This is a genomic window from Paenibacillus sp. J2L1-98 (assembly GCF_056269405.1).
Genome location: NZ_JBWDNW010000001.1, coordinates 747504 through 768854 on the forward strand (window position 1 = coordinate 747504; position 21351 = coordinate 768854).

Genomic DNA, 21351 nt, shown 5'->3' on the forward strand with positions numbered 1-21351 from the left:
CTACCCCTCCTTGTCCATTGGTTTATAAGGCATCTTGAGAATAACAGAGGTTTGCCCTTCATGCCGCTTGGCGGACAAACCATATTCCTCGCCGAACCTGAGACGGATTCGGTCCCGAACGTTTCGCAGGCCGATATGAGATGAATTCGCATCGTCTTCGTTATCGCTTTGCAGAGCAAGCATGCCATCCTGGAACCCGGCGCCGTCATCTCGAATCTCGATGATCAGCATGCGGTTATCAGACGTTAGGCTGGCCGACACGGCAATGTACAGTTTTCTCTCGAGCCCTTTTGCCCCGTGGAAAATCGCATTTTCAAGTATCGGTTGGAGCAGCATGGGAGGCACGGACGCATTTAGAACGGCCTCCGGAATTTGCCATTCCACCTCAAACACATTCGTATAGCGCAAATCCATTAATATGGTGTAATCCTTCAGCATCCGAATCTCGTCTTCTAATGAAACGAGCTCGCTATCCAATTTCATATTGGCATGCAGCAGCTTATTAAGCGATTGAATCAGCTTTGCGATTTGCGTTGACTGCTGCAGAATAGCCAGCATACGAATGGAGTTCAACGTATTGTACAAAAAATGCGGCTGAATCCGGGCACGAAGCGCGTAGAGCTCCGCATGCCGCTTCTGCCGTTCCTTCTCTTCAATCGACAGAATCAATTCACCCATCCGATAAACCATTCTCCCGTAGCTCGATTCAAGCCGGCCGATTTCATCTTCCCGCTCCTGAGCGGCAGGTATGGAGAAGTCACCCTTCTCAACTGCCCGCATAGACCTTATCAGCCGATAGATCGGCTTCGAAAGTCCTCTTGCCAGAAGCCAGGAGACGGCCGCAGCAAGGAAAAAGAGCGCGACTACAATAATAATGGTGAAATTGCGGATAGAACGGCTCCCCTTCAGCATTTCGTCCTGATTCACGCCCATATAGATTTTCCAGCCTAAATAGTCGCTCTGCAGAAAAACACCGCTGTACTTCGTACCGCCGCGATCAGGCGAGGCTTGGATTTCCCAGCTTCCTTTTCTCTGATCTGATATGGCCGAACCCAGCTGCTCCGCAAGCTTGGGATCAGAAGCATAAATGAGATTCCGATCCCGGTCGAGCACCGTTACTTGTACGGTTGGAAGCTCTAACGAGCGAACGATCTTCGGGATGAAATTCGGCGATATAAAGATAGCCATAACGGCGAGCGGGTGATAATCCTCGTCCATTAAGAGCCTCGATCCGATGATAGCTTTAAAAGGTTCGCCGTTGAATTGCTTCACCTCTTTCACACCGGTTATGACGAAGCCGCCTTGATTCGCAATAACTTCCTTGTACCATTTGTCGCCTTTTACATTTTCCTTCAGATTGATCGAAGAATTTCCGCTAATCCGATAGCCGTTAATCGATCCGTTCATGCCAAAGATCATCAATCCGTTTATCGATGAATTGATCGAAGGATATGCGCTCATCAGCCTAGCCATCGTTCTTTGCGCATCAATCTCCTCTGATCCCCATTGTTCCGATGAAACGTAAGGTTTATTAAGAAATGAAAAAATGTCGGGCAAATAGTACGGCAGCATGGTGAACCTGTCGAAGTCGCTGATTTGTCGTTCAATTGAGGTATTTACCTGTGCGAGTATAACATTTAAATCCTGTTCCATCTGATCTTGGAACATTTCGGATGATTTTTGATACGCAACAGTCCCAAGAAGCAGCGTCGGGATGCTGCTCAATAAAATAAACAGGGCAAACAGCTTCGTTTGAAAGCGGATATTTTTCCAATAAGACATCGTTACACCTCGTATTATAAAAAATCTCAATCATTCGGACGCTGCCGCAGATTGAGATTTTTTAAAGACTATTCCATTATCGTCTTTATCACACCAGTTGAACCAGAACGGATGCTACCGCTTGTTTCCATCCCGTGTAATAACGCTCGACCTCATCAGGTTCCATTTGGGGTTCATAGCTGCGAGGCGTCGTTTGCTGCTTAACAATATCCTCAAGCGATGACCAGAAGCCGACCGAAAGGCCGCCCATATACACAGATCCCATAGCCGAAAGCTCCGCAACGCCAGACCTTACAACCTTTTTGCTGAGCATGTCGGATTGGAACTGCATCAGGAAGCTATTATCCGCCGCTCCGCCGTCCGCACGCAGCTCACGCAGCGTAATGCCAGATGCGGCTTGAAGAACCTCGACTGCATCCCGCACTTGGTAAGCTATGCTTTCCAGAGCCGCACGGATAATATGCGCCTTGCCGGTTCCCCGGTTCATTCCTGTAATAGCGGCTCTTGCGTTAGGCTGCCAATACGGCGCTCCAAGACCGACGAAAGCCGGAATGAGATAAACGCCTTCATTGCCCTGGACGTTCTCCAGCAACCGCTCCATTTCGTCAAAGGTATCAAATAGGCCCAAATTATCCCGAATCCATTTTATACTATCGCCGGAAGTGCGAATGACAGCCTCGAGTGCATAAGTTATTTCTCCGCCTCTTCCCCAGGCAATCGCTTGAACGAGCCCGTTACCGGAAAATGCCGGCTTACTGCCGACATTCATAAGCACCGATGTTCCCGTTCCATATGTCGCTTTGGCAGATCCTTCTTCCAAGCACAGGTTGCCGAACAGCGCCGCTTGAGAATCGCCAATAATACCTGATACCGGAACGCGGGCTCCCAGCCAGCCGGACTCTTCCGTGTAACCAAACAAGTCATCGGAGGACTTTACTTCCGGAAGCAGCGCTGAAGGCACCCCGAATAAGGAACACATCTCCTCATCCCATTCCAGCGTGTGGATATTAAACAGCGACGTTCGGCTCGCATTCGTGTAATCGGTAGCATGAACCCGTCCCCCGGTAAGCTTCCAAATGAGCCAGCTGTCGATCGTTCCGGCTAGCAGCTTCCCTTCATCCAGCTTTTTGGCTGCGCCATCCGCATGCTCCAGCATCCATCTCCACTTGGCCGCTGAGAAATAGGGGTCAAGCATCAACCCCGTTTTCTCCCTTACGATCTCCTCATGTCCAGCCGCTTTCATTCCGGCGCACTGTTCAGCCGTTCGTTGACACTGCCACACAATCGCATCGTACACAGGAATACCGGTTTCCCTATCCCACATGACAGCCGTTTCACGCTGGTTCGTTACCGTTAAAGCGGCGAGGCTGCCAGGTGAGATACCTGTTTTTTCGAGTACATCAAGAGCAGCTTCCATTACGTTATTGTAAATTTCAAGCGGATCATGCTCTACCCAGCCGGGTGCCGGGTACGACTGCTTATGCTCCGCCGAGCTCCTTGCGACCACGCTTCCGTTCCGATTAACAATAAGCGCTTTCGTCCCCGATGTGCTTTGATCGATCGCCAGTATATATTTTTCCATCGTTTGCCGTCCTTATCCGCCCAGCATCTCCAAGGCAATCTTCTTGATGTTGTCTGCGCTGATTCCGTAATGGTCAAACACATCCGACGTCTTGCCGGCAATAGCCGGTTCATCGGGAATGCCAACAATTTTTACGGGTACCGGATGCTCCTGAACGACCACTTCTGCAACGGCGGCGCCAAGCCCGCCGTGAATGCTGTGCTCTTCAATCGTAATGATGCGTCCGGTTTCACGTGCGGCCTTAACGATCGCCGCTTCGTCAAGAGGCTTGATCGTATGCATGTTGATTACTCTGCAGGACACGCCAGTCTCTTTGAGTGCAGCTTCCGCGTCAAGCGCAACCCGCACCGTTTCACCTGCCGCGATGATCGTAATATCCGATCCTTCGCGCATCGTGACCGCTTTGCCGATCACGAATTCGTAGTCATCGGATTCATATACATCCTCAACAGGATTTCTTCCGATTCGGATATAGGCGCCACCCTCATGCTTCACAAGCGCTTCGGTCATTTTTTTCGTTTCATGCCGGTCGGCAGGCAGGACGACCGCAAGTCCGGGGATAGCCCGCATAACCGCCAAATCCTGAACGGAGTGATGCGACATGCCGAGTGCGCCATAGCTTACGCCGCCGCTGATTCCGACCAATTTAACATTCGTTGCGGAATAGGCAACGTCTACCTTGATCTGTTCAATGCTCCGCATGCTTAAGAAGCAAGCTGGCGAAGTGACGAAAGGCTTCTTGCCGCTGTGCGCCAGACCGGCGGAAATGCCGACAATATTTTGCTCGGCAATGCCCACCTCGACGAATTGCTCAGGATACGTACTTGCGAATGGAGCCATAGCCGCCGAACCGCGCGAATCGCTGGCCAGCACCATGATGCCGCTGTCGTCTTTTGCCAGTTCCAGAAGCGTGTCGCAAATCACTTGCCGGTTTGGAATTTTGTTAGCCATATATTATCGCACCTGCCCTTCCTGATTATAGCTTTCTATCAATGCTGTAAGCTCGTTTAAAGCCATCTCCAGCTGTTCGTCATTCGGTACATGATGATGCCAGTGCGGTACGTTTTCCGCAAAAGAAACGCCTTTGCCTTTGACGGTATTCGCCATAATGAGAGTCGGTTTGTTCTTAACGGACGGTACGGCTTCCAGCGCTTCTACGAGCGAATCCATATCGTTTCCGTCAATCGATACAACGTTCCAGCCGAACGAAGCCCACTTATCCTCCAGCGGATCAAGACCCATAACTTCTTCAGTCGAACCGCTTATCTGCAGACGGTTGCGATCGATAATCCCAACCAAATTGTCCAGCTTATAGTGCGCGCCCGCCATTGCCGCTTCCCATACCGACCCTTCTGCTTGTTCGCCGTCCCCCATCAGGCAGAAAACCCGGTAGCCATTTGAATCCCGCTTGGAAGCCAAAGCCATACCGACCGATATCGCCAGCCCGTGACCAAGTGCCCCTGTATTCATCTCAATGCCCGCTACTTTGTTGTTAGGGTGACCGATTAGTCTTGTTCCGAATTGGCTGAACGTCTCCAGCTCCTCTTTCGGGAAAAATCCGAGATCAGCGAGTACACACCACAACGATTCTACAGAATGTCCCTTGCTGGCAATAAACCGGTCGCGCTTTTCCCATTTCGGGTTTTGCGGATCGATGTTCATTACCCGGTAATACAATGCAGTCAGAATGTCCGTGTTGCTTAGCGATCCGCCGGTATGACCTGTCTTCGCGCCGTGAATCATGCGAAGCAGATCCATCCGGATTTGAGCCGCTTTAGCTTTCAATGCCATCGTTTCCATCTCTAAACTCCTCCTCATTTATAGGCCTGCGCCGCGCAGCCAAGCCTGAATTTCACGTTCAGTCGGATCAACAGCATCCGGTGTAAGACCCGGAATATAATTGCATGCTTCGTACAAAGCAGGTATAGCATTGGCATGGATGCCTACGGAGTGATGCACGTAAGGCCCCTTCACTAACTTTTCTTCCCAGAGCGGCCAATCGTTCACCTCAACCCACACATAAGAACCGCGAGTATAAGGCCCTTCAATGCCGCGGGCTTTGCCGAGGAACAGCTGATATTCGCCGTGGTCGCCGTCAAAACGCGCAAGCGTCATATTGCCGCCTTTGATTTCGCCTTCGTGCGTGCCCGGAGCGTGATCATCAAACAGAAAGTGCTTGCGCAGCTTTGGTTTGTTTTCCACCGATAGCGATACAGGGAAATTGCCGCAGTGGAAGAGCAGCTCGCCGTTCGGATTTTCCGGATGCCGGACCGTGAGATCGGCAAAAAAAGTAGGATGCTGATTCATCGTCGCCGCCTGCACCATGACAGAGGTGATCGCTCCATGAATATCCGTTTCACAAGTAACCGGAATTTGTTCATCGGTTAAGATCGCATTTGCGAGACATGGCATAATGCCCATCGCTTCCTGCAGGGATGACCAGCATTGAATCGCGATTGCGGAGCTGCCTGTTTGAACGGCATACTGCTTCATTGCTACTTTCAAAGCGGCGATGCGCTTTACATCAGCCTCCGTTACTTCCGACCAGTCCAGCTTTTCTTTAATATAATCGATGGCCTCCGTAAGCTCTGAGCTGTTCCCGTTCTCGATTCGTTTCGAAGCTCTCTGGATGTCAACAAGCGTAATCGGATGAATTTCGATACCGAATCTCTCCAGCAGCTCCCCTTCGTTACACATCATGGTCCAGAAGGATGAAGGACGCGGCCCGATCTGCAAAATTCGCAGGCTGCGGAACTGTTTTACTACATTAGATGCCGCAATAAAGTTCGTGAATCCCCGCTCGAATACGGGATCGTCCACCCGGCTGTTCGTTACATAGGTGAAAGGCACGTTAAATCGGCGAAGCACTTTACCTGTAGCGAATAATCCGCATTGGGTATCGCGTAACCGCATCCCGTCTTCGAGCGGCGATTCATCACGCGGGCCCCACAGAAGCACCGGCTTCCCAAGCGCCTTGCCTACGCGGGCGACGGTATCCTCCGTGCCGAAGTTGCAATGAGGGAAAAACACGGCATCCACGTTTTCCTTCCTGAAACGATCTGCAATAAGATCAGCATTAATATTGTCGTCGTAAAGCAGTCCTTCATTGTTGATGCCTTCAAGGTCAACGATGTCGATATCCATACCAAAGCTTTCGATTTTCTCTTTAATCAATACCTTATACTTAAAGGCATCCTCAGCGCTAAATACGAAACGGCGTGTTGGCGCATATCCTAATTTAAATTTTTTCATCTGAACCCTCTCCTCCAGCGTACACTTAAATAACTAAACTAAATGAATTATAAATAAACTAAACTAACTTAACATTTTCACTCAATTACGTCCTTACGAACATAAATTTAACACCATAATGACGATTGGTCAATCAGTTTATATGATTTTATCTTAAAATTTAGTTTTAAAAGACTAAAAGTTTAGCATTGCCGCCATTTAAACTTGCTTCTATACTCCACTACGTGTAAACTAAACTTACTAAACTGATCTTAAACGGGAAGAGGGATTCTTAATCGTGAAAATGGAGGATATCGCTAGAATTGCGGGAGTTTCAAAATCTGCTGTATCGTTTGCTTTCAGCGGGAAGCAAGGCATCAGTTCCGAAACTCGCGATCGAATATTGCAGATTGCAAAAGAAAACGGCTACATGCCAAAGTCCAGAGCGGCGGTTACGGAGACGGCGATGAAATCTCTTACCTTTCTTGCATTCGCCAATTCAGGGATCGTGCTGGAACAATATTACCAACAGCCATTTTTTCGGGAGCTGATTCATTACATCGAGGAAAGATGCCGGACTAATGGTTTCTCGCTCATTTTCACTTCGGTTGAGATGGACCATTTTCATGAGAATATTAAAGCCTTAGCGGAGGAAAAGCGAAGTGACGGCGTCATTCTGCTCGGAACCAATCTGAATCATTCACAGATCGCTGCTGTAGCAGAGCAGCTTACAACACCGCTTGTCGTACTCGACAATTGTTTTGAAACACTGCCGGTCCATTTTGTTGAAATCAATAATGTGATGGGGGCATACCAGGCGGGTTCTCACTTATGTGCGCTTGGACACCGAAATATCGGATACATCGCCTCAAAAGTAAGAATTCACAATTTCGATGAGAGAAAACGCGGATTTACGACTGCACTGCGCGAAAGAGATATTGAAGTTAACGAACAATGTGTATTCTCGGTAGCGCCTACCATTCTTTCTTCGCAGGAAGCGTTAAAAAGTCAGCTGGCCGCCTATTTGGATGCCGGAAATTCCTTGCCTACCGCTTTGTTCTGCGAGTGTGACTATATCGCCATCAGCGCGATTAAAACATTAAGCGAGCTTGGTTACCGCGTTCCGGAAGACGTATCCGTAGTCGGTTTTGATAACATATCCGAAGCCGTTATCGTAACTCCCGAACTGACGACCGTTCATGTCGAGAAAGAGCGTATGGCTCACTTAGCCGTTGATTTAATTATTCAAGCTATCGAAACTGACGAGCTTGTAAAAACGAAAATTACTGTAGATACGCAGTTCATCGAGCGACTGTCATCACGCGCCTCTTTAAAAGAAAGCGTCAATTACGCTTAAATAAAAATACGATCGCTTCTCGATATCCAATCGGGGAGTGATCGCATCAATATCGGGCTAACTGCACCCGGTTATCCGAATGCAATGGTTAGCCTCTTTCTTTACCAAACGCCCCCCAAGCAAAAACGACAGCGAGAGAAGCGATTACAATGATTGGCGGAAATACCGAAATTAAAAAGAACTCCATGCTCTAGACTCCTTCCGAACTACCTTCCTTCAACATATTTGGCGTTAAACAGAAACAATCTCATTAACAAAACGAGTGAGGGCACTAAAAGCAGTAATCCCGCTATAAAGGCTACAATCATGGAAACACCCATAGCCGGGTTCGTAAAATGCTCATACATCGTTAGATAGGGGTATAGCAAATAAGGAATATGTGCCGCCCCATATCCATAAAAAGCAAATGCAAATTGACACATCACGAAAACAAAAGACAACCCGTAATATTTTTTGCGCCAGACCAAATAGACCGCGCCTAGAAAAAACAAAAATGAAAGAACAAACATCCAGGATAGCTCCAGCATCTTCTGAAAATGATCCGGATTATGCAGATCAATCGCATAAAATACGGTTACGCTGCAAATGATGGTCGGGGCGCTCCAAGTCAGCGCCCACTTTCGTATGATTTCAAGCGCAGGATTGTCTCTCGCTTTGGCGGCATAGAAGGTAAGAAACATGGCAGAAATATAGAGAACGCTCACGATAGCCAACAAAACGACTGACCAGGAATACACACTGGTAAACAGCCTGTTATATAAAAAAACGACTTTTCCGCCATTCATCGCAATAAATCCGCCTTCGGATATAGTAAGCACCGTTGACAGAGATGCAGGAATAAGAAGCCCTGTCGCACCATACAAAAAAATATATACTTTGCTGCTTCTTGCCCCATATGTGCTAAATGCATAATATGATCCGCGAACAGCAAGCAATATAATCGCAACACTTCCCGGGAGCAATAAGGCTGTTCCGTAATAATACGCGGTATCCGGAAAAAAACCGACCATGCCAACTATAAAAAAGATAAGGAAAACATTGGTCACCTCCCAGACGGGCGACAAATAACGTTTAATCATATTTTGAATAAGATGCTCTTTTCCCGTTCTATAGCTGTAATAGCTGAAAAAACCAGCTCCAAAGTCAATGGATGCCACGAGCAGATATCCATACAAAAATGTCCATAGGACCGTTATCCCTACAACCTCTATACTCACTTGAAGCCACCTTCCGATTCGATTATCCTGAGCTCGTCTTCAGCAGAGTTGCTTTTAAACATTTTTGTTATAACCCGTATACACGTTATTCCCAGAACCGCATATAACAACACGAATACATAGAATAAAACATCTACATGCTCTGAGGTGGTTGCCCCCTCAGGTGTTCTCATGTATCCCCGCAATATCCACGGTTGTCTGCCAACCTCCGCGTAAATCCATCCGTATTCAATAGCGAACAACGCTAGCGGACCACCAATAACAATGGCCCAAAGTATAAGCTTGCTGTAAGGGTTCCCATTCCGAAGCAGGTAAGCAAGGAAAAACAATAAAGGAATGATTGTTAGGTACATTCCGATGCCAACCATAGCATCGAATGTATAGTGAATCCAGAGCGGCGGAATTTCATCCGCAGGAAAATCATTTAAGCCCACAACTTCCGCATTAGGATCTCCATGAGCCAATACGCTTAAAGCAAAAGGTAATGTTAACGCGTATTTGATTTCATTATGATCCGTTAAGATCCCTCCCACAACAAGAGGTACTTGTCTCGACGTTTCGAAATGCCATTCCCCAGCAGCCAGTTTTTCCGGCTGGTATTTAGCTAAATATTTTCCGGACAAGTCTCCTATTGCGAAAGTTGAAAATGCGAATACCAGTGCAGCAAATAAGGTCATCTTCAGCGCTTTCTTATAATAAATGTGGCGTTTCCCTCTAAGCATCGCATACGCAGCATTAGCCGCAAGTAAAAACGCCGAGGTTAAGTAAGCTGAAACCAACACATGCGACACTTTTGTAGAGCTTGCCGGATTAAACATAATAGAGAGCGGCTTAACATTACTGATTATCCCGTTTACAAATTCAAATCCCTGCGGCGCATTCATAAAAGAATTGACTAAAGTAATAAAAAGCGCAGAAGCTGAAGCTCCTATTACCACTGGGATGATGAACAAAAAATGAACAATAGGCTTAAATCGTCCCCATGTATACATATAGATGCCCAGAAATATCGCTTCAAAAAAGAAGGCGAATATTTCCAAAAACATAGGCAGTCCAATAGCTTGCCCGGCAATACGCATGAAATTGGGCCAAAGAAGGTTAATTTGTAAACCAAGAGCTGTGCCGGTAACAACTCCTACAGCTACCGTTATGACATACCCCCGAGTCCATCTTCGTGCCATCAGCGTGTAATGCGAGTCATTTCGACGGATGCCGGTCCATTCCGCAAAGGCTATCATGACGGGAACTCCCACCCCAATGGTCGCGAAAATAATATGAAATACAAAGGTGAGTGTCATAAGTGCGCGGCTGTATAAAACCGGATCATATTCCAGCATGAATGCAATTCTCCTTTCGTTGATTCATCTGACTGCTTTATCTCAAGTGAATAAATGTCGTGACATGGACAAAAGCAAGATAAGCGCAATAACCGCGCACAGTATGATTAGATTCCTTTCATGCTTCTGATGACGTTCCATAATGACCTCCTTTGCCTGGAATTGGATTTATTTAGAGTGCCATTTATGACCATAAAATATGTACTTATATCATTCCATTAAAATCAGTTGACTGATTTAACTATTAACGCTTATTATATAACCATATTACTAGTTAACTATTAATTATGGAGGCGGAATATGAGAAACAACTATAATATGGCGGGCTATTTTTCAAAAATGAGAGGAAGCGGACAAAGTCCGCTGAAAATGGTTCCCAAACATGCGGCAATTGGTTTTATCGGCGGTTTTCTCGCTATTGCAATTCTATCCTTCATGACGGATTTTACAGCTGAAACATGGATTATGGCTCCTTTCGGCGCAAGCTGCGTGCTTGCTTTCGGAGTATGGGAATCGCCGCTGTCCCAGCCTCGTAATATTATCGGCGGTCATCTGGTATCGACTTTAGTGGGGTTATGCGTTTACCACCTATTAGGCAGCGGAACGGTCAGTATGGCGCTCGGTGTCGGACTGGCCATAGGCTTGATGATGCTGACGAGAACGACTCACCCCCCTGCCGGCGCGAACCCGCTTGTTGTTATTATGGCGGGCAGCAGTTGGTCCTTCCTGATAACCCCTGTATTGGCAGGAGCCGTTATCATTGTATTGGTAGCCCTGTTCGTCAACAATCTGGACAACAAACGTCATTATCCTAACTTTTGGTTATAGCATCAGAAGGGGTAGCAATTAATATCAAATCTATAATGACTAGTTAAATAGTTATATTTGAAATAGAAAAGAGGCTGTCTCATAAGGTCAAAGACCTGAGACAGCCTCTTTTTCGTATGCGCAGCAGGAGCTATTAAACCTTGGGGGAATTCGAAGAGCAGGGAGATTATGCGAATTATGTTATTTCCTTCGGTTTGTCTAAATCAGTTAAGTTTGTATAATCAGTTAGGTTTGTATAATCAGTTAGGATTTTGCAATTCAGGCTGGTTTCTTCAATTTAGTTACATTCCGTCAACTTAAATGAACACAGTCAAGCAAAATAGACCTCTTAGTTCGATTTTGCGAAACTAATCCAGTCATTTTTTTTGCATCCCTAAAAAAACGGCGATTAGTTCAACGAAATGAACTAAAATCGTGCTTTTCACAAGCCGGCTGCGGATTAGTTCGACGAAATGAATCTAAATCAAATCGCGACCGGGAAGCATGATTGAACATCGATTATGTTAATGGGAAGTTGTAGCGAATGCCAATCGGTATACAATAGTTTTCTGAAAATGGGCTGTTTCTAAGGCGGCTTACTTATTGTTGCGACAACCTCTTAAAATGATTCAGCTGTCCTGTTCAGAAAATTCCTTTAGAAGATTTTCACTGCTTTTTTCTAAAACCATCGGATAAAACGCTACTTTTTCTGGAGCTAATGCCTTTAACTCCTTATATACAGCAGCAGATGCGTAAACTTTGTCGGACTTCCCGATTGTTTCAATGAGTTGTTCCCGGTTCCCGATACCTATGGAATGGGATTGAATCTGAGTAATGCCGGCATCCTGCAGACTTTCTGCCATCCATTGCCCGCCTGCTTTTCCAAGACATACAAAACTTACCTCACTGCCTGGTTGGAGCTTCGAAACTTCCAGGAGCAGGGACATTTCGATCGTAGCTCCAAGCACAATAACTTTCTTCTCATCTCGGGAAAACAATTTTTTTACTTCATCTGCATGATTCAACGTCGTTATGATCACGTCAGAATATTCAAGCGCTTCAACCTTCATGCTCTCTGCAGATAAAAGATCCTCCAAGAAGACGGATTTAACTTCAGCATTTGTGATCCGTTCAATTTCATTGCGATAAAAGTGATGGTCATGCTCTTTGCACTCTACAAAAACTATTCGCAAACGATCAGGTTCATTTGTATGATGCAGCAACATATAGGCCAAACCCGCAGTGAAAAATTGTTCAAGAGGTATCCCTTTTTCTGCTGCTTCCGCAATCGTCTTCGTCACTAATTGATGCATGGGCTCGCGATGCATCTGCAATTCCTCTATTTTTTTGTTATCCATCACTTGCGTTCCGCGACCCTTTTGCATGGAAACGAAACCTTCGTCACGCAATTGATTATAAACTAAATTTACGGTGTTTCGGTTTAATCCAAGCTGGTCAGCCAGCTGGTTTGCTGACGGCAGCATGTCGCCCGGCAAAATTTGACCGATACCGATCAACCATTTGAGTTGTTCTTTAATTTGAGTATTTACGCTGAAAGATAAGCGAGAATCAACTTTTAGTAGCAGCTCTTTGTGCAAGATGATTTCCCCTTTCCTCATCCGGCCTTTTCCATCCAAATTTATTAAAACACTATTCATTTAGCTATTTAACAATGTACTGCACATTCCATATAAACGCAAGTTAGATCGTTGAAATATGAATAGATACCAATCGAAACAATTGCCTAAACAACTATCAAAATATGTAAATCTTGCGCTGCTGTTCGTCCCTCTTAGCGCCTCAGGCGGAGAGTAAAACAAAAAGGATTGATGGGAGCACCCATCAATCCTTTTCATTTATATCGCTGCCGCTTTCCGTATAAATAGTTAAACCAGCGGGCCGGCTTCTGCAATCTGCTTGCTTACATCCTTAAATTTACTGAAATTCCGCTTAAACAGATTTGCCAAGTCCGCCGCTTTTTCATCGTACGATTCCTTGTCCTGCCATGCGTTCCGCGGAAACAGCAATTCGCTTGGAACTCCCTCTACTGTTTCCGGGCAATGCAAACCGAAGATAGGATCGACTGTAAATCCTGAGTCCTCAATGGTTCCGTTAATAGCAGCCGTTACCATTGCTCTCGTATGAGTTAGATTCATTCGTTGTCCCACTCCGTACGGACCCCCGAACCAGCCTGTGTTAACCAAGTATACTTTAGCCTGGAACTGCTCGATTTTGCTGCCCAGCATTTCCGCATATACGGAAGGCGGGAGCGGCAGAAACGGAGCGCCGAAGCAGGCGGAGAATGTTGACTCCGGTTGCAGGACCCCTCTCTCCGTACCGGCCAGCTTTGATGTATACCCCGACAAGAAGTGATACATCGCCTGCTCCTTGGTAAGCCTCGAGATTGGGGGAAGAACGCCGCATGCGTCAGCCGTCAGAAAAAGAATCACATTCGGATGGCCTGCTATCGAAGGCAGGACAGCTCCCGGAATGTTCTCGATCGGATAAGCAGCCCGCGTGTTTTCGGTAATCCGGTTATCGTTATAATCGGGAACTCCTGTCGCTGCATCCAGCACGACATTCTCCAATAGGGTTCCGTACCGTATCGCCTGCCATATTTGCGGTTCTTTCTCCTCGCTCAGACCGATACACTTGGCATAGCAGCCGCCCTCAAAATTGAAAATGCCCTGCTCTGACCAGCCGTGCTCATCGTCCCCAATTAAACTGCGGTCAGGGTCGGCGGAAAGCGTTGTTTTGCCCGTGCCCGATAATCCGAAGAAGAGTGATGTATCGCCGTTCTCGCCAACATTAGCAGAGCAATGCATAGGGAGAACGCCTTTGAACGGCAGTATATAATTCAGTACGCTAAAGATCGATTTTTTCATTTCCCCTGCATATTCTGTACCGCCGATAAGCACAACCTTCTCTTCGAATGAAATGCAGATGAACGTTTCCGAATGCGTACCGTCTGTTTCAGGATCAGCCTTCAATCCAGGGAGGGCGATTAAGTTAAATTCAGGTACGTGAGCAGCCAATTCGTCCTCTGTCGGACGGATAAACAGCTGGTGGACAAACAGGTTATGCCATGCATACTCGTTCACGACTCGAATCGGCAAACGGTACTGCGGATCAGCCCCGGCAAACCCGTCGAATACGAACAGCTCACGTTCCTCCATATACCTTTTCGCCTTTTGATACAACTGTTGAAAATGTTCTTGGGATATAGGCTGATTCACGTTCCCCCATGCAATGTGTTCAGAGACAGACGGTTCGTTTACGACATATTTATCTTTAGGAGAGCGTCCGGTGAAATTTCCTGTAAAAACCTGCAGAGCTCCCGTTGCAGTTTGAACCGCTTCATTCCGCAGCATCGATCTTTCAATCAAAGCAGATACCGGCAAATTATAGTGTACGTTCGAAGCCAGCTGCACCTTTGTCTCCATACTATTCATTCCCTCCCGCCCGTTACAGGCACCAGATTGATACCGCTTCCAAATTGGAGATCATTCATCCCTCTCGTTTCTAAGCAGTCATGTTCCTTGCATTCCGAGTAATAGGTCGTTACTCTCTCCGTTGGGAGAGTATCGATGACCGACATGCAATGCTTACAAAGAATAACCCCCAAATCTATACACTTATTTTGCATGTGCTGTTCACCCTTTCTTGTACCATATTTGCAACGTCCACTACGCGGCAAGCATACGCCCACTCGTTGTCATACCATGCCAGAACCTTAATTTCATCGTTCATCACCATTGTCGAAAGTCCATCTACAACAGCTGATTTGGTGCAGCCGATATAGTCGGAGGAGACGAGCGGCTCAGTCGAAAATCCAATATAAGGGTTGCAGCTTTCTTCGGCTGCGGCTTGTAGGGCGGCATTCACTTCCTTCACATTTGTATTTCTGGACACTTTGACATTCAAGTCTATCAGAGATACATCCTGTGTCGGAACCCGCAGGGACAATCCCTGAATGCGGGATGCCAGATGCGGCAGCACATCCGCGAGCGCTTTCCCGACTCCTGTCGTCGTAGGAACAATCGATTCCGTGCAAGCTCTTGCTCTTCGTAAATCTTTGTGCGGATTATCCAGATGATTTTGATCTGAAGTATAAGAATGTACTGTAGTTAGCCAGCCCGACTGCACGCCAAACGTCTTGTCCAAAATTTGAAGAACCGGAGAAAGACAATTCGTGGTGCACGATGCCGCCGACAGCAGTTTATGTTTTTTCGGGTCATATAGATGATCGTTTACGCCCATGACGACGGTCAGATCCATTTGCTCTCCGGGTGCCGTAATCAATACGCTTGATGCGCCAGAAGCAACATGCTTGAGCGATCCCTCTCTGTTGTTGAATTTCCCCGTCGCATCGATGGCAAGATCGACATCGTATCGGCTCCATAAAATATTTTCCGGCTCTCTTTCGAATACAACTGCGACCTGATGCCCGTTAATAACGAGATGGTTACCGCGAATAGCAATATCCGCATCCCATCTTCCGTGTAAGGAGTCATACTTCAAGAGATGAGCGATTGTTTCAATCGGATAAGTGCAGTTAATGGCTTTCAATGAAATAGATGGTTTAGGATCCGAAAAAATTTTTCTAACCAACAGCCGCCCGATTCTTCCCATTCCGCTTATGCCTACGCCCCGAATCATATTAGCATTCCCCCTTCGTCCTATGTGAAAATCGTACAACATTTTCCGATTTATGTACAATACTTATTTTTTATTGCATGATATATAAAATTTTATCACCCAAAAAGCAGGATGTAGTACATCATATATAGTATATAGTACACACTATATAATTGCGAGTTGAACTTGATTCCGATCTCATTAAACAGAAAATAGACACATGCTCTAAAAGCTGTGTCTGCCGTAAAATAAAACCCATCTTCACAATCAAGATGGGTTTTATCAACTGATTTTCAGCTATCTTGCATTAGGAAATATTCGCTCGACCATTTCATTAAACTGTTCGATAAAACCTGTAACGGGTCTTCCTTGTCGAACATCATTGACATATCCGTTAATCCGGTCAATAAATTCCGGATTGGTCGATACATAAACATTTTGGATATTAGGATCAACTGCTCTTACTTGCTGTGCAATCTGATCCTCAATCTGTTTGGTCAGCTGATTTTGATTACTATCAAGCACGGCAGCAACATAAGCGTTTCGCCGGGTAATAAGCACATTAGCTCGATCGACGCCCTTCACTTTCGTGATTTTTTCGGCTGCCTTGTCGGCAACCTCGATACGATTATCGACATCGTTTTGATCGCGCAGCGCTCTCGGTCCGCGATTATCGAGGTTTCGATCGACCAGCACTTGAGGTTCGCGATTAATGTCTCTGACGGCTTGTTGCCGTACCTGTTTATTCGGAGTGTTCGTGCAGCCTGTTGTCATTAAAAATAAGCTCGTGGTGGCAACCATCAAAATTTTTACGGCCATTTTGTTTTTTGACATCATACTGTCCCCTTTCTTTTTGTTTATTTTGCCTTTCGTTTTACTATCTATACATTTAAATTTCCCCATCTGTAAAAAAGAAAGCCCTATGATATGAATATCATAGGACTTTCTCTTTTTTACGGGTGTACATCCGTTGATCCGCCTGAATAATTAATTCGCCTAGGGTGAGCGGCATAGCGGGATTGAAATAATAGATACCGAGACTAATCGATAGATGATAGATTCGGCCGGCCTCCAAATTGAAATGAAACAGCCTTTGCTGAATTTTCGAAATAATCTCCTGCTCAATTACTTCTAAGTGCAATGCTTGTCCAAGCGAATCAGGCAAAATAACGGTGAACTCATCTCCACCCATGCGGGCAATAATATCAGAGTCTCCGAAAACTTCTTTCAATATATTCGCCGTATCCATTAATGCCAAATCCCCCATGTGATGACCAAAGGAATCGTTGATTTGTTTCATTCCGTCCAAGTCGGCAACAATCAAATAAAAGCCTTTGCCTTCCTGAACATGCGCGTTCATGTACTGCTGGGCCTGATTAAAGAAGCCGCGACGGTTGTAAAGACTCGTCAGTTCATCAACAATAGATAAGTTATACAGCTCGCCTTGAAGACGATGCCTTTCTATGGCATAACGCATGGAACGCATAATGACCGAGCTGTTGACCTGTCCTTTAATCAAATAATCCTGAGCACCGTGCTGCACGGCGTTTATCGCAACCTCTTCATCATCTAGTCCGGTCAGTACTACGATAGGAATTGCAGGCGCTTGCTCCCGAAAGGCGATGATGGTTTCCATGCCATGGCTGTCGGGAAGTGAAAGATCGAGCAAAACAACGTTAAACACTTCCTTCGTTATCAGTTCAATGCCCGTTTCTAATTGATCGACCCATATCAGCTCAAAATTCAGATTATGTGCATCCGACAATACTTCTCGAATTAGCCGGGCGTCTCCCGGATTATCTTCAATTAATAGAACCTTTATCAATAGGTTTACCTCCTAGGCAGCTTAACGATCGTAAGCCAAAAATTTTCAATCGATCTTACGACTGTTAAAAACTGCTCTAAGTTGACAGGCTTGGTAATATAACAATTTGCATGCAGATCATACGCTTTTAAAATATCCTGCTCCGCTTCGGAAGTCGTTAAAATAATGACTGGAATATATTTAAGCAGCGGATCCTTTTTAATTTCGGCAAGAACTTCAGTCCCATTAATTTTGGGAAGATTTAAGTCTAATAATATGATGTCCGGTACAATTGAATGCTGATAGTCGCCTTCACGCCTTAGATAAGCCAAAGCCTGCTCGCCATCTTCAACTACGCTCAAATTATTATTTATTTTCCCTTCCTTCAGCACTTCGACAATCAAACGGATATCTCCAGGATTATCTTCCACTAAAAGAATTTCTACATTTTGTCCGAGACTATTATCTATCATATTAAATGTTCTCCTCTATCCGGCAGCGTGAAGTAGAAGGTTGTTGCATGACCCGCTTCCGACTCAACGCCTATTTTCCCGCCATGTCGTTCAACAATTTTTTTGCAAATGGACAACCCAATACCGGTGCCCTTATATTTTGTTTTATTATGAAGCCTTTGAAAAATGAGGAAAATCCGGTCCCGATACTTCGGATCGAATCCAATCCCGTTATCGTGAACTGAAAATAACCACTCATGCCCCTGCTGTTTGACGCCGATATGAATGATGGGTGCCCGGGTGGCATCTCGAAACTTAATGGCATTGCCGACTAAATTTTGCAATAGCTGCACCATTTGTGTAGAATCCGCCATCAAGGTTGGCAGCGGATCATGCGTGATTTGCGCATCGCTTTCTTGAATAGCTTGCTGCAGATTCGCCAGTACATGATGAAGCACTACTTCAAAGTCAACAGACCTCAGCTCTTTTCCCTTCGTACCCACCCTGGAAAAAACTAATAAATCATTAATTAAATTTTGCATGCGCTGCGAACCGTCCACCGCATAATAAATAAAATCATCCGCGTCCTGATCTAGTTTCCCTTTGTACCGCTTCGCTAACAGCTGCACATAGCTGGCTACCATCCGCAGGGGCTCTTGCAAATCATGCGAAGCGACATAAGCAAATTGCTCCAGCTCCGCATTCGAGCTGGCCAGTTCTTCTTTCTGCCGCTTCAGCTCAAGCTCATTATCCCTAATATTTTGCGACATTTGGTTAAATGCCTCGCATAGCTGCAGCAGCTCGACAGGAGCGTACTTCATCCCGCTGTAGTCGATTTTATAATGATAATCGCCTCGCTTCAGACGCTGTACCCCTTTTAATAAATGTTGAACAGGATGTTCGATGTGATACGAAATTCGCAGCATTACGACAAACCCAATCGTGAGCACGATGCAATTAATGATAATCATAACAATCAATTGCTGATTAAAGGTTCGATACACTTCATTGCGCTCAATTTCGTTAACCACAATCCATTTTCCGTTATTCACCAGTTGATAAGTACCGAAAACCTGCTTGCCGCGGTAGCTATCATAAGTCGCGGTCGAATTCTCCCCTTGCATGGCCCGATCCAAAATATCGCTGTTTAATTTGAATTCTAATCTTTTCCAATTCCCTGCGAAGCGCGACTCGGTAATCAGATAGCCGTTCCGGTCAATTAAGTACGATTCGCCGCTGTCGCCTCTCTGAAATTGTTCCAAGAGCTGATCGATTGTCTTTAACGTAACCGTTCCGTAAATAACACCCTCAAATTGCATGCTGCTGCTCATAACAGGTGCCGAGAATAAAATCATCGGCTGCTTGGTAACCTTGCCGAGCAGCACATTCGAAACATATTCACGGCCTTTGGCAGCTTCTTCCAAAAAGATTCGTTCCGTGAAATAGGCTCCGATTTGGTTCATGGTGCTAAATTCTACAATCCCTTCTTCATTTGCGAAAGAGACCGCCTCAAACTCCTGTTGATGTGAAGCAAAAAATTTTAGATTACTTTCAATATCGTCCATTTCAAGCTCCATCGTCGATTGCAAATGAGCCAGATTCCGAATTTCAGTAGCTCTGGCCGCTACCCAACTGTCTATTGCCGTTTGCTGAATCTTACTATCCTTACGCATCGAATCAATCTGGTCATTTTTAGTTTGTTGATATTGTAAAAAGGAATAAGACGATATCGTCAGCAGCCCAACCATGAGCACCAAGGAAATCCCTAAAAACCGCATTCGCGCTTTTAGGCTTTGAAGCCGAAACAATCGTAAAAAGAAGTTCATTGGTTTCTCACCATCAATCCAGAATAAGGGTCGCCTTGTCTTTGATGTAATTCTCATCCGCTACTTTCAATTCATCCTGCAGCTCTTTTCCTGACAAAATATGATTTAACGCTTCATTAATAGAGGCATTCGCTGAACCCGTAAACAGATGTCCCGGATTAATCGATGTTGGATAAAGCTGGAGCGCTTTCTGCACATCCTTCATCGCCGGATTGCCGTACTCGGCAATCACATCTTTAAAAGCAGATAAAGCCACGTTTTTGCTATAAATCTCCAGCATGTCTTTATCGAGCAGAAGGGATAATAAATATTTAGCTTTCACCGCGTATAAAGTCTTCGCATTAATAGCCACCTGCTTGTCCGGCGCTGCAGCCATTACCGTATTTCCATTCTGATCGGGCAGCGCGAAAAAACCCATCTTAAAATCGGAAGTTTTACTGTCTACTACTCCCGGCGTCCAACTTCCCATCAGCTGCATGGCGCCTTTTCCGTCAATAAATTGCTGAGTGGACTCTTCATAGCCTATTCGCATCGCATCCGTGTTAAAAAAACCATTGTGAGCGAGCTCTTGAAATTTCTGCATGGCGGCATTCACTTCAGGACCGTCAATTTTTGCCTTACCCTTATATACATCCCATTCAAAATTTGGGTTTTCGAGAAACTCCGATGTCGCGGCAATCGGCAGATAAGCGCCCTGAATCGTCCATGAGTCTTTAAAGCCGCCTAGAATTGGTGATATACCAGCCTCTTTAATTTTGGCGCACAACGCTATAAACTCATCCCAATTTTTGGGCGGCTGCAGTTGCAGCCGCTCAAAAATAGTTTTGTTGTAATAAGCGCCAAAGGTGCTCACATCCAGTGCAGCGCCATAGGTTTTCCCTTTGTAAGCAACCGTCTTTTTCGCAGAATCAATCATTCGCTGGGTCCATGGCTGATCGGATAAATCCAGCAGATAACCTGCTTTGGCATATTCTTTAATCTTCTGATTAAATAAAATATCAGCAGCTTGGCCTGATTTTAACTGGTTTTCGGTAACCTCGGCAAAATCCTTCTCATCTAATTTATCCCACTTAATCGTCGCGTTCGGATACTTCTCTTTAAATTTCTTTTCAACCGCGTCGAAGTATCCGTTTTTATCTTGGGCCCAATAGGAGACGCGCAGCGTAAACGCCTCATCGGTTTGATCTTCTTGCATCTGAGCAGCTTGCCCATTAGCAGAACTTGGCTTGTTCTCCGTCAGGCTGCACCCGGCCGTTGTGATTGATAAGCACAATACCGCCAGAACAATGATCCATTTACGCATCTGCTCACTCCTCAT

19 protein-coding genes are annotated in these 21351 nt (G+C 45.7%); 2 read left to right on the plus strand and 17 right to left on the minus strand.

What is annotated here, in order from left to right:
- The 5 genes from AC0YNZ_RS03485 to AC0YNZ_RS03505 form a co-directional block, all read right to left on the minus strand.
- Nucleotides 1–1782 carry a sensor histidine kinase gene (locus AC0YNZ_RS03485; RefSeq protein WP_475825272.1) on the minus strand — a complete coding sequence of 594 codons (1782 nt, stop codon included), beginning with the start codon at nucleotides 1780–1782 and terminating at the stop codon, nucleotides 1–3.
- A gap of 88 nt (nucleotides 1783–1870) precedes the next feature.
- Nucleotides 1871–3364 (minus strand): glycerol kinase GlpK, encoded by a 1494-nt coding sequence (glpK, locus tag AC0YNZ_RS03490; RefSeq protein ID WP_475825273.1) that lies wholly within the window; start codon nucleotides 3362–3364, stop codon nucleotides 1871–1873.
- Between the two features lie 12 nt (nucleotides 3365–3376).
- A complete protein-coding gene (locus AC0YNZ_RS03495; protein WP_475825274.1) occupies nucleotides 3377–4315 on the minus strand; it encodes a transketolase family protein in 939 nt (312 codons plus the stop codon).
- A gap of 3 nt (nucleotides 4316–4318) precedes the next feature.
- The gene (locus tag AC0YNZ_RS03500) at nucleotides 4319–5164 is read right to left on the minus strand and encodes a transketolase (protein ID WP_475825275.1); all 846 of its coding nucleotides are present in this window, start codon (nucleotides 5162–5164) and stop codon (nucleotides 4319–4321) included.
- 18 nt (nucleotides 5165–5182) lie between these two features.
- Nucleotides 5183–6616, minus strand: a complete 1434-nt coding sequence (locus AC0YNZ_RS03505) for an L-fucose/L-arabinose isomerase family protein (RefSeq protein ID WP_475825276.1) — start codon at nucleotides 6614–6616, stop codon at nucleotides 5183–5185.
- Nucleotides 6617–6893: 277 nt separating this feature from the next.
- Between AC0YNZ_RS03505 and AC0YNZ_RS03510 the strand changes: the two genes are divergently transcribed.
- Nucleotides 6894–7952 carry a LacI family DNA-binding transcriptional regulator gene (locus AC0YNZ_RS03510; RefSeq protein WP_475825277.1) on the plus strand — a complete coding sequence of 353 codons (1059 nt, stop codon included), beginning with the start codon at nucleotides 6894–6896 and terminating at the stop codon, nucleotides 7950–7952.
- A gap of 88 nt (nucleotides 7953–8040) precedes the next feature.
- Here the strand turns inward: AC0YNZ_RS03510 and cydS are convergent, their stop codons facing one another.
- Genes cydS through AC0YNZ_RS03525 form a run of 3 tightly spaced genes read right to left on the minus strand, consistent with a single transcriptional unit; the run spans nucleotide 8041 to nucleotide 10506 of the window.
- Nucleotides 8041–8139 carry a cytochrome bd oxidase small subunit CydS family protein gene (gene cydS, locus AC0YNZ_RS03515; protein ID WP_475825278.1) on the minus strand — a complete coding sequence of 33 codons (99 nt, stop codon included), beginning with the start codon at nucleotides 8137–8139 and terminating at the stop codon, nucleotides 8041–8043.
- 19 nt (nucleotides 8140–8158) lie between these two features.
- Nucleotides 8159–9169 carry a cytochrome d ubiquinol oxidase subunit II gene (locus AC0YNZ_RS03520; RefSeq protein ID WP_475825279.1) on the minus strand — a complete coding sequence of 337 codons (1011 nt, stop codon included), beginning with the start codon at nucleotides 9167–9169 and terminating at the stop codon, nucleotides 8159–8161.
- Entirely contained in the window at nucleotides 9166–10506 is a 1341-nt protein-coding gene (locus AC0YNZ_RS03525) for a cytochrome ubiquinol oxidase subunit I (protein WP_475825280.1), read from the minus strand. Before AC0YNZ_RS03525 ends, AC0YNZ_RS03520 begins: the two co-directional genes overlap by 4 nt.
- Nucleotides 10507–10806: 300 nt before the next feature.
- Here AC0YNZ_RS03525 and AC0YNZ_RS03530 point away from each other — a divergent pair, with 300 nt between their 5' ends.
- Nucleotides 10807–11334: an HPP family protein gene (locus AC0YNZ_RS03530; protein WP_475825281.1), complete on the plus strand. Its 528-nt coding sequence runs from the start codon at nucleotides 10807–10809 to the stop codon at nucleotides 11332–11334.
- A 608-nt stretch (nucleotides 11335–11942) separates the two neighbouring features.
- Here AC0YNZ_RS03530 and AC0YNZ_RS03535 read toward each other — a convergent pair.
- The 9 genes from AC0YNZ_RS03535 to AC0YNZ_RS03575 form a co-directional block, all read right to left on the minus strand.
- Entirely contained in the window at nucleotides 11943–12911 is a 969-nt protein-coding gene (locus tag AC0YNZ_RS03535; protein ID WP_475825282.1) for a GntR family transcriptional regulator, read from the minus strand.
- 288 nt (nucleotides 12912–13199) lie between these two features.
- The gene (pckA, locus tag AC0YNZ_RS03540; protein ID WP_475825283.1) at nucleotides 13200–14765 is read right to left on the minus strand and encodes a phosphoenolpyruvate carboxykinase (ATP); all 1566 of its coding nucleotides are present in this window, start codon (nucleotides 14763–14765) and stop codon (nucleotides 13200–13202) included.
- Nucleotides 14762–14959 carry a GapA-binding peptide SR1P gene (locus tag AC0YNZ_RS03545; RefSeq protein ID WP_475825284.1) on the minus strand — a complete coding sequence of 66 codons (198 nt, stop codon included), beginning with the start codon at nucleotides 14957–14959 and terminating at the stop codon, nucleotides 14762–14764. Before AC0YNZ_RS03545 ends, pckA begins: the two co-directional genes overlap by 4 nt.
- The gene (gap, locus tag AC0YNZ_RS03550) at nucleotides 14941–15972 is read right to left on the minus strand and encodes a type I glyceraldehyde-3-phosphate dehydrogenase (protein WP_475825285.1); all 1032 of its coding nucleotides are present in this window, start codon (nucleotides 15970–15972) and stop codon (nucleotides 14941–14943) included. The genes AC0YNZ_RS03545 and gap overlap by 19 nt, the downstream gene beginning before the upstream one ends.
- A 276-nt stretch (nucleotides 15973–16248) precedes the next feature.
- The gene (locus AC0YNZ_RS03555; protein WP_475825286.1) at nucleotides 16249–16785 is read right to left on the minus strand and encodes a YhcN/YlaJ family sporulation lipoprotein; all 537 of its coding nucleotides are present in this window, start codon (nucleotides 16783–16785) and stop codon (nucleotides 16249–16251) included.
- A gap of 100 nt (nucleotides 16786–16885) precedes the next feature.
- Nucleotides 16886–17776, minus strand: coding sequence for a GGDEF domain-containing protein (locus AC0YNZ_RS03560; RefSeq protein WP_475825287.1), 891 nt, complete (start codon nucleotides 17774–17776; stop codon nucleotides 16886–16888).
- A gap of 5 nt (nucleotides 17777–17781) precedes the next feature.
- Entirely contained in the window at nucleotides 17782–18228 is a 447-nt protein-coding gene (locus AC0YNZ_RS03565; RefSeq protein ID WP_475825288.1) for a response regulator, read from the minus strand.
- Nucleotides 18225–20033, minus strand: coding sequence for a sensor histidine kinase (locus AC0YNZ_RS03570; protein ID WP_475825289.1), 1809 nt, complete (start codon nucleotides 20031–20033; stop codon nucleotides 18225–18227). The genes AC0YNZ_RS03565 and AC0YNZ_RS03570 overlap by 4 nt, the downstream gene beginning before the upstream one ends.
- Before the next feature lie 13 nt (nucleotides 20034–20046).
- On the minus strand, nucleotides 20047–21336 hold the full coding sequence (locus tag AC0YNZ_RS03575; RefSeq protein WP_475825290.1) for an ABC transporter substrate-binding protein: 1290 nt from the start codon (nucleotides 21334–21336) through the stop codon (nucleotides 20047–20049).
- Nucleotides 21337–21351 lie beyond the last annotated feature (15 nt).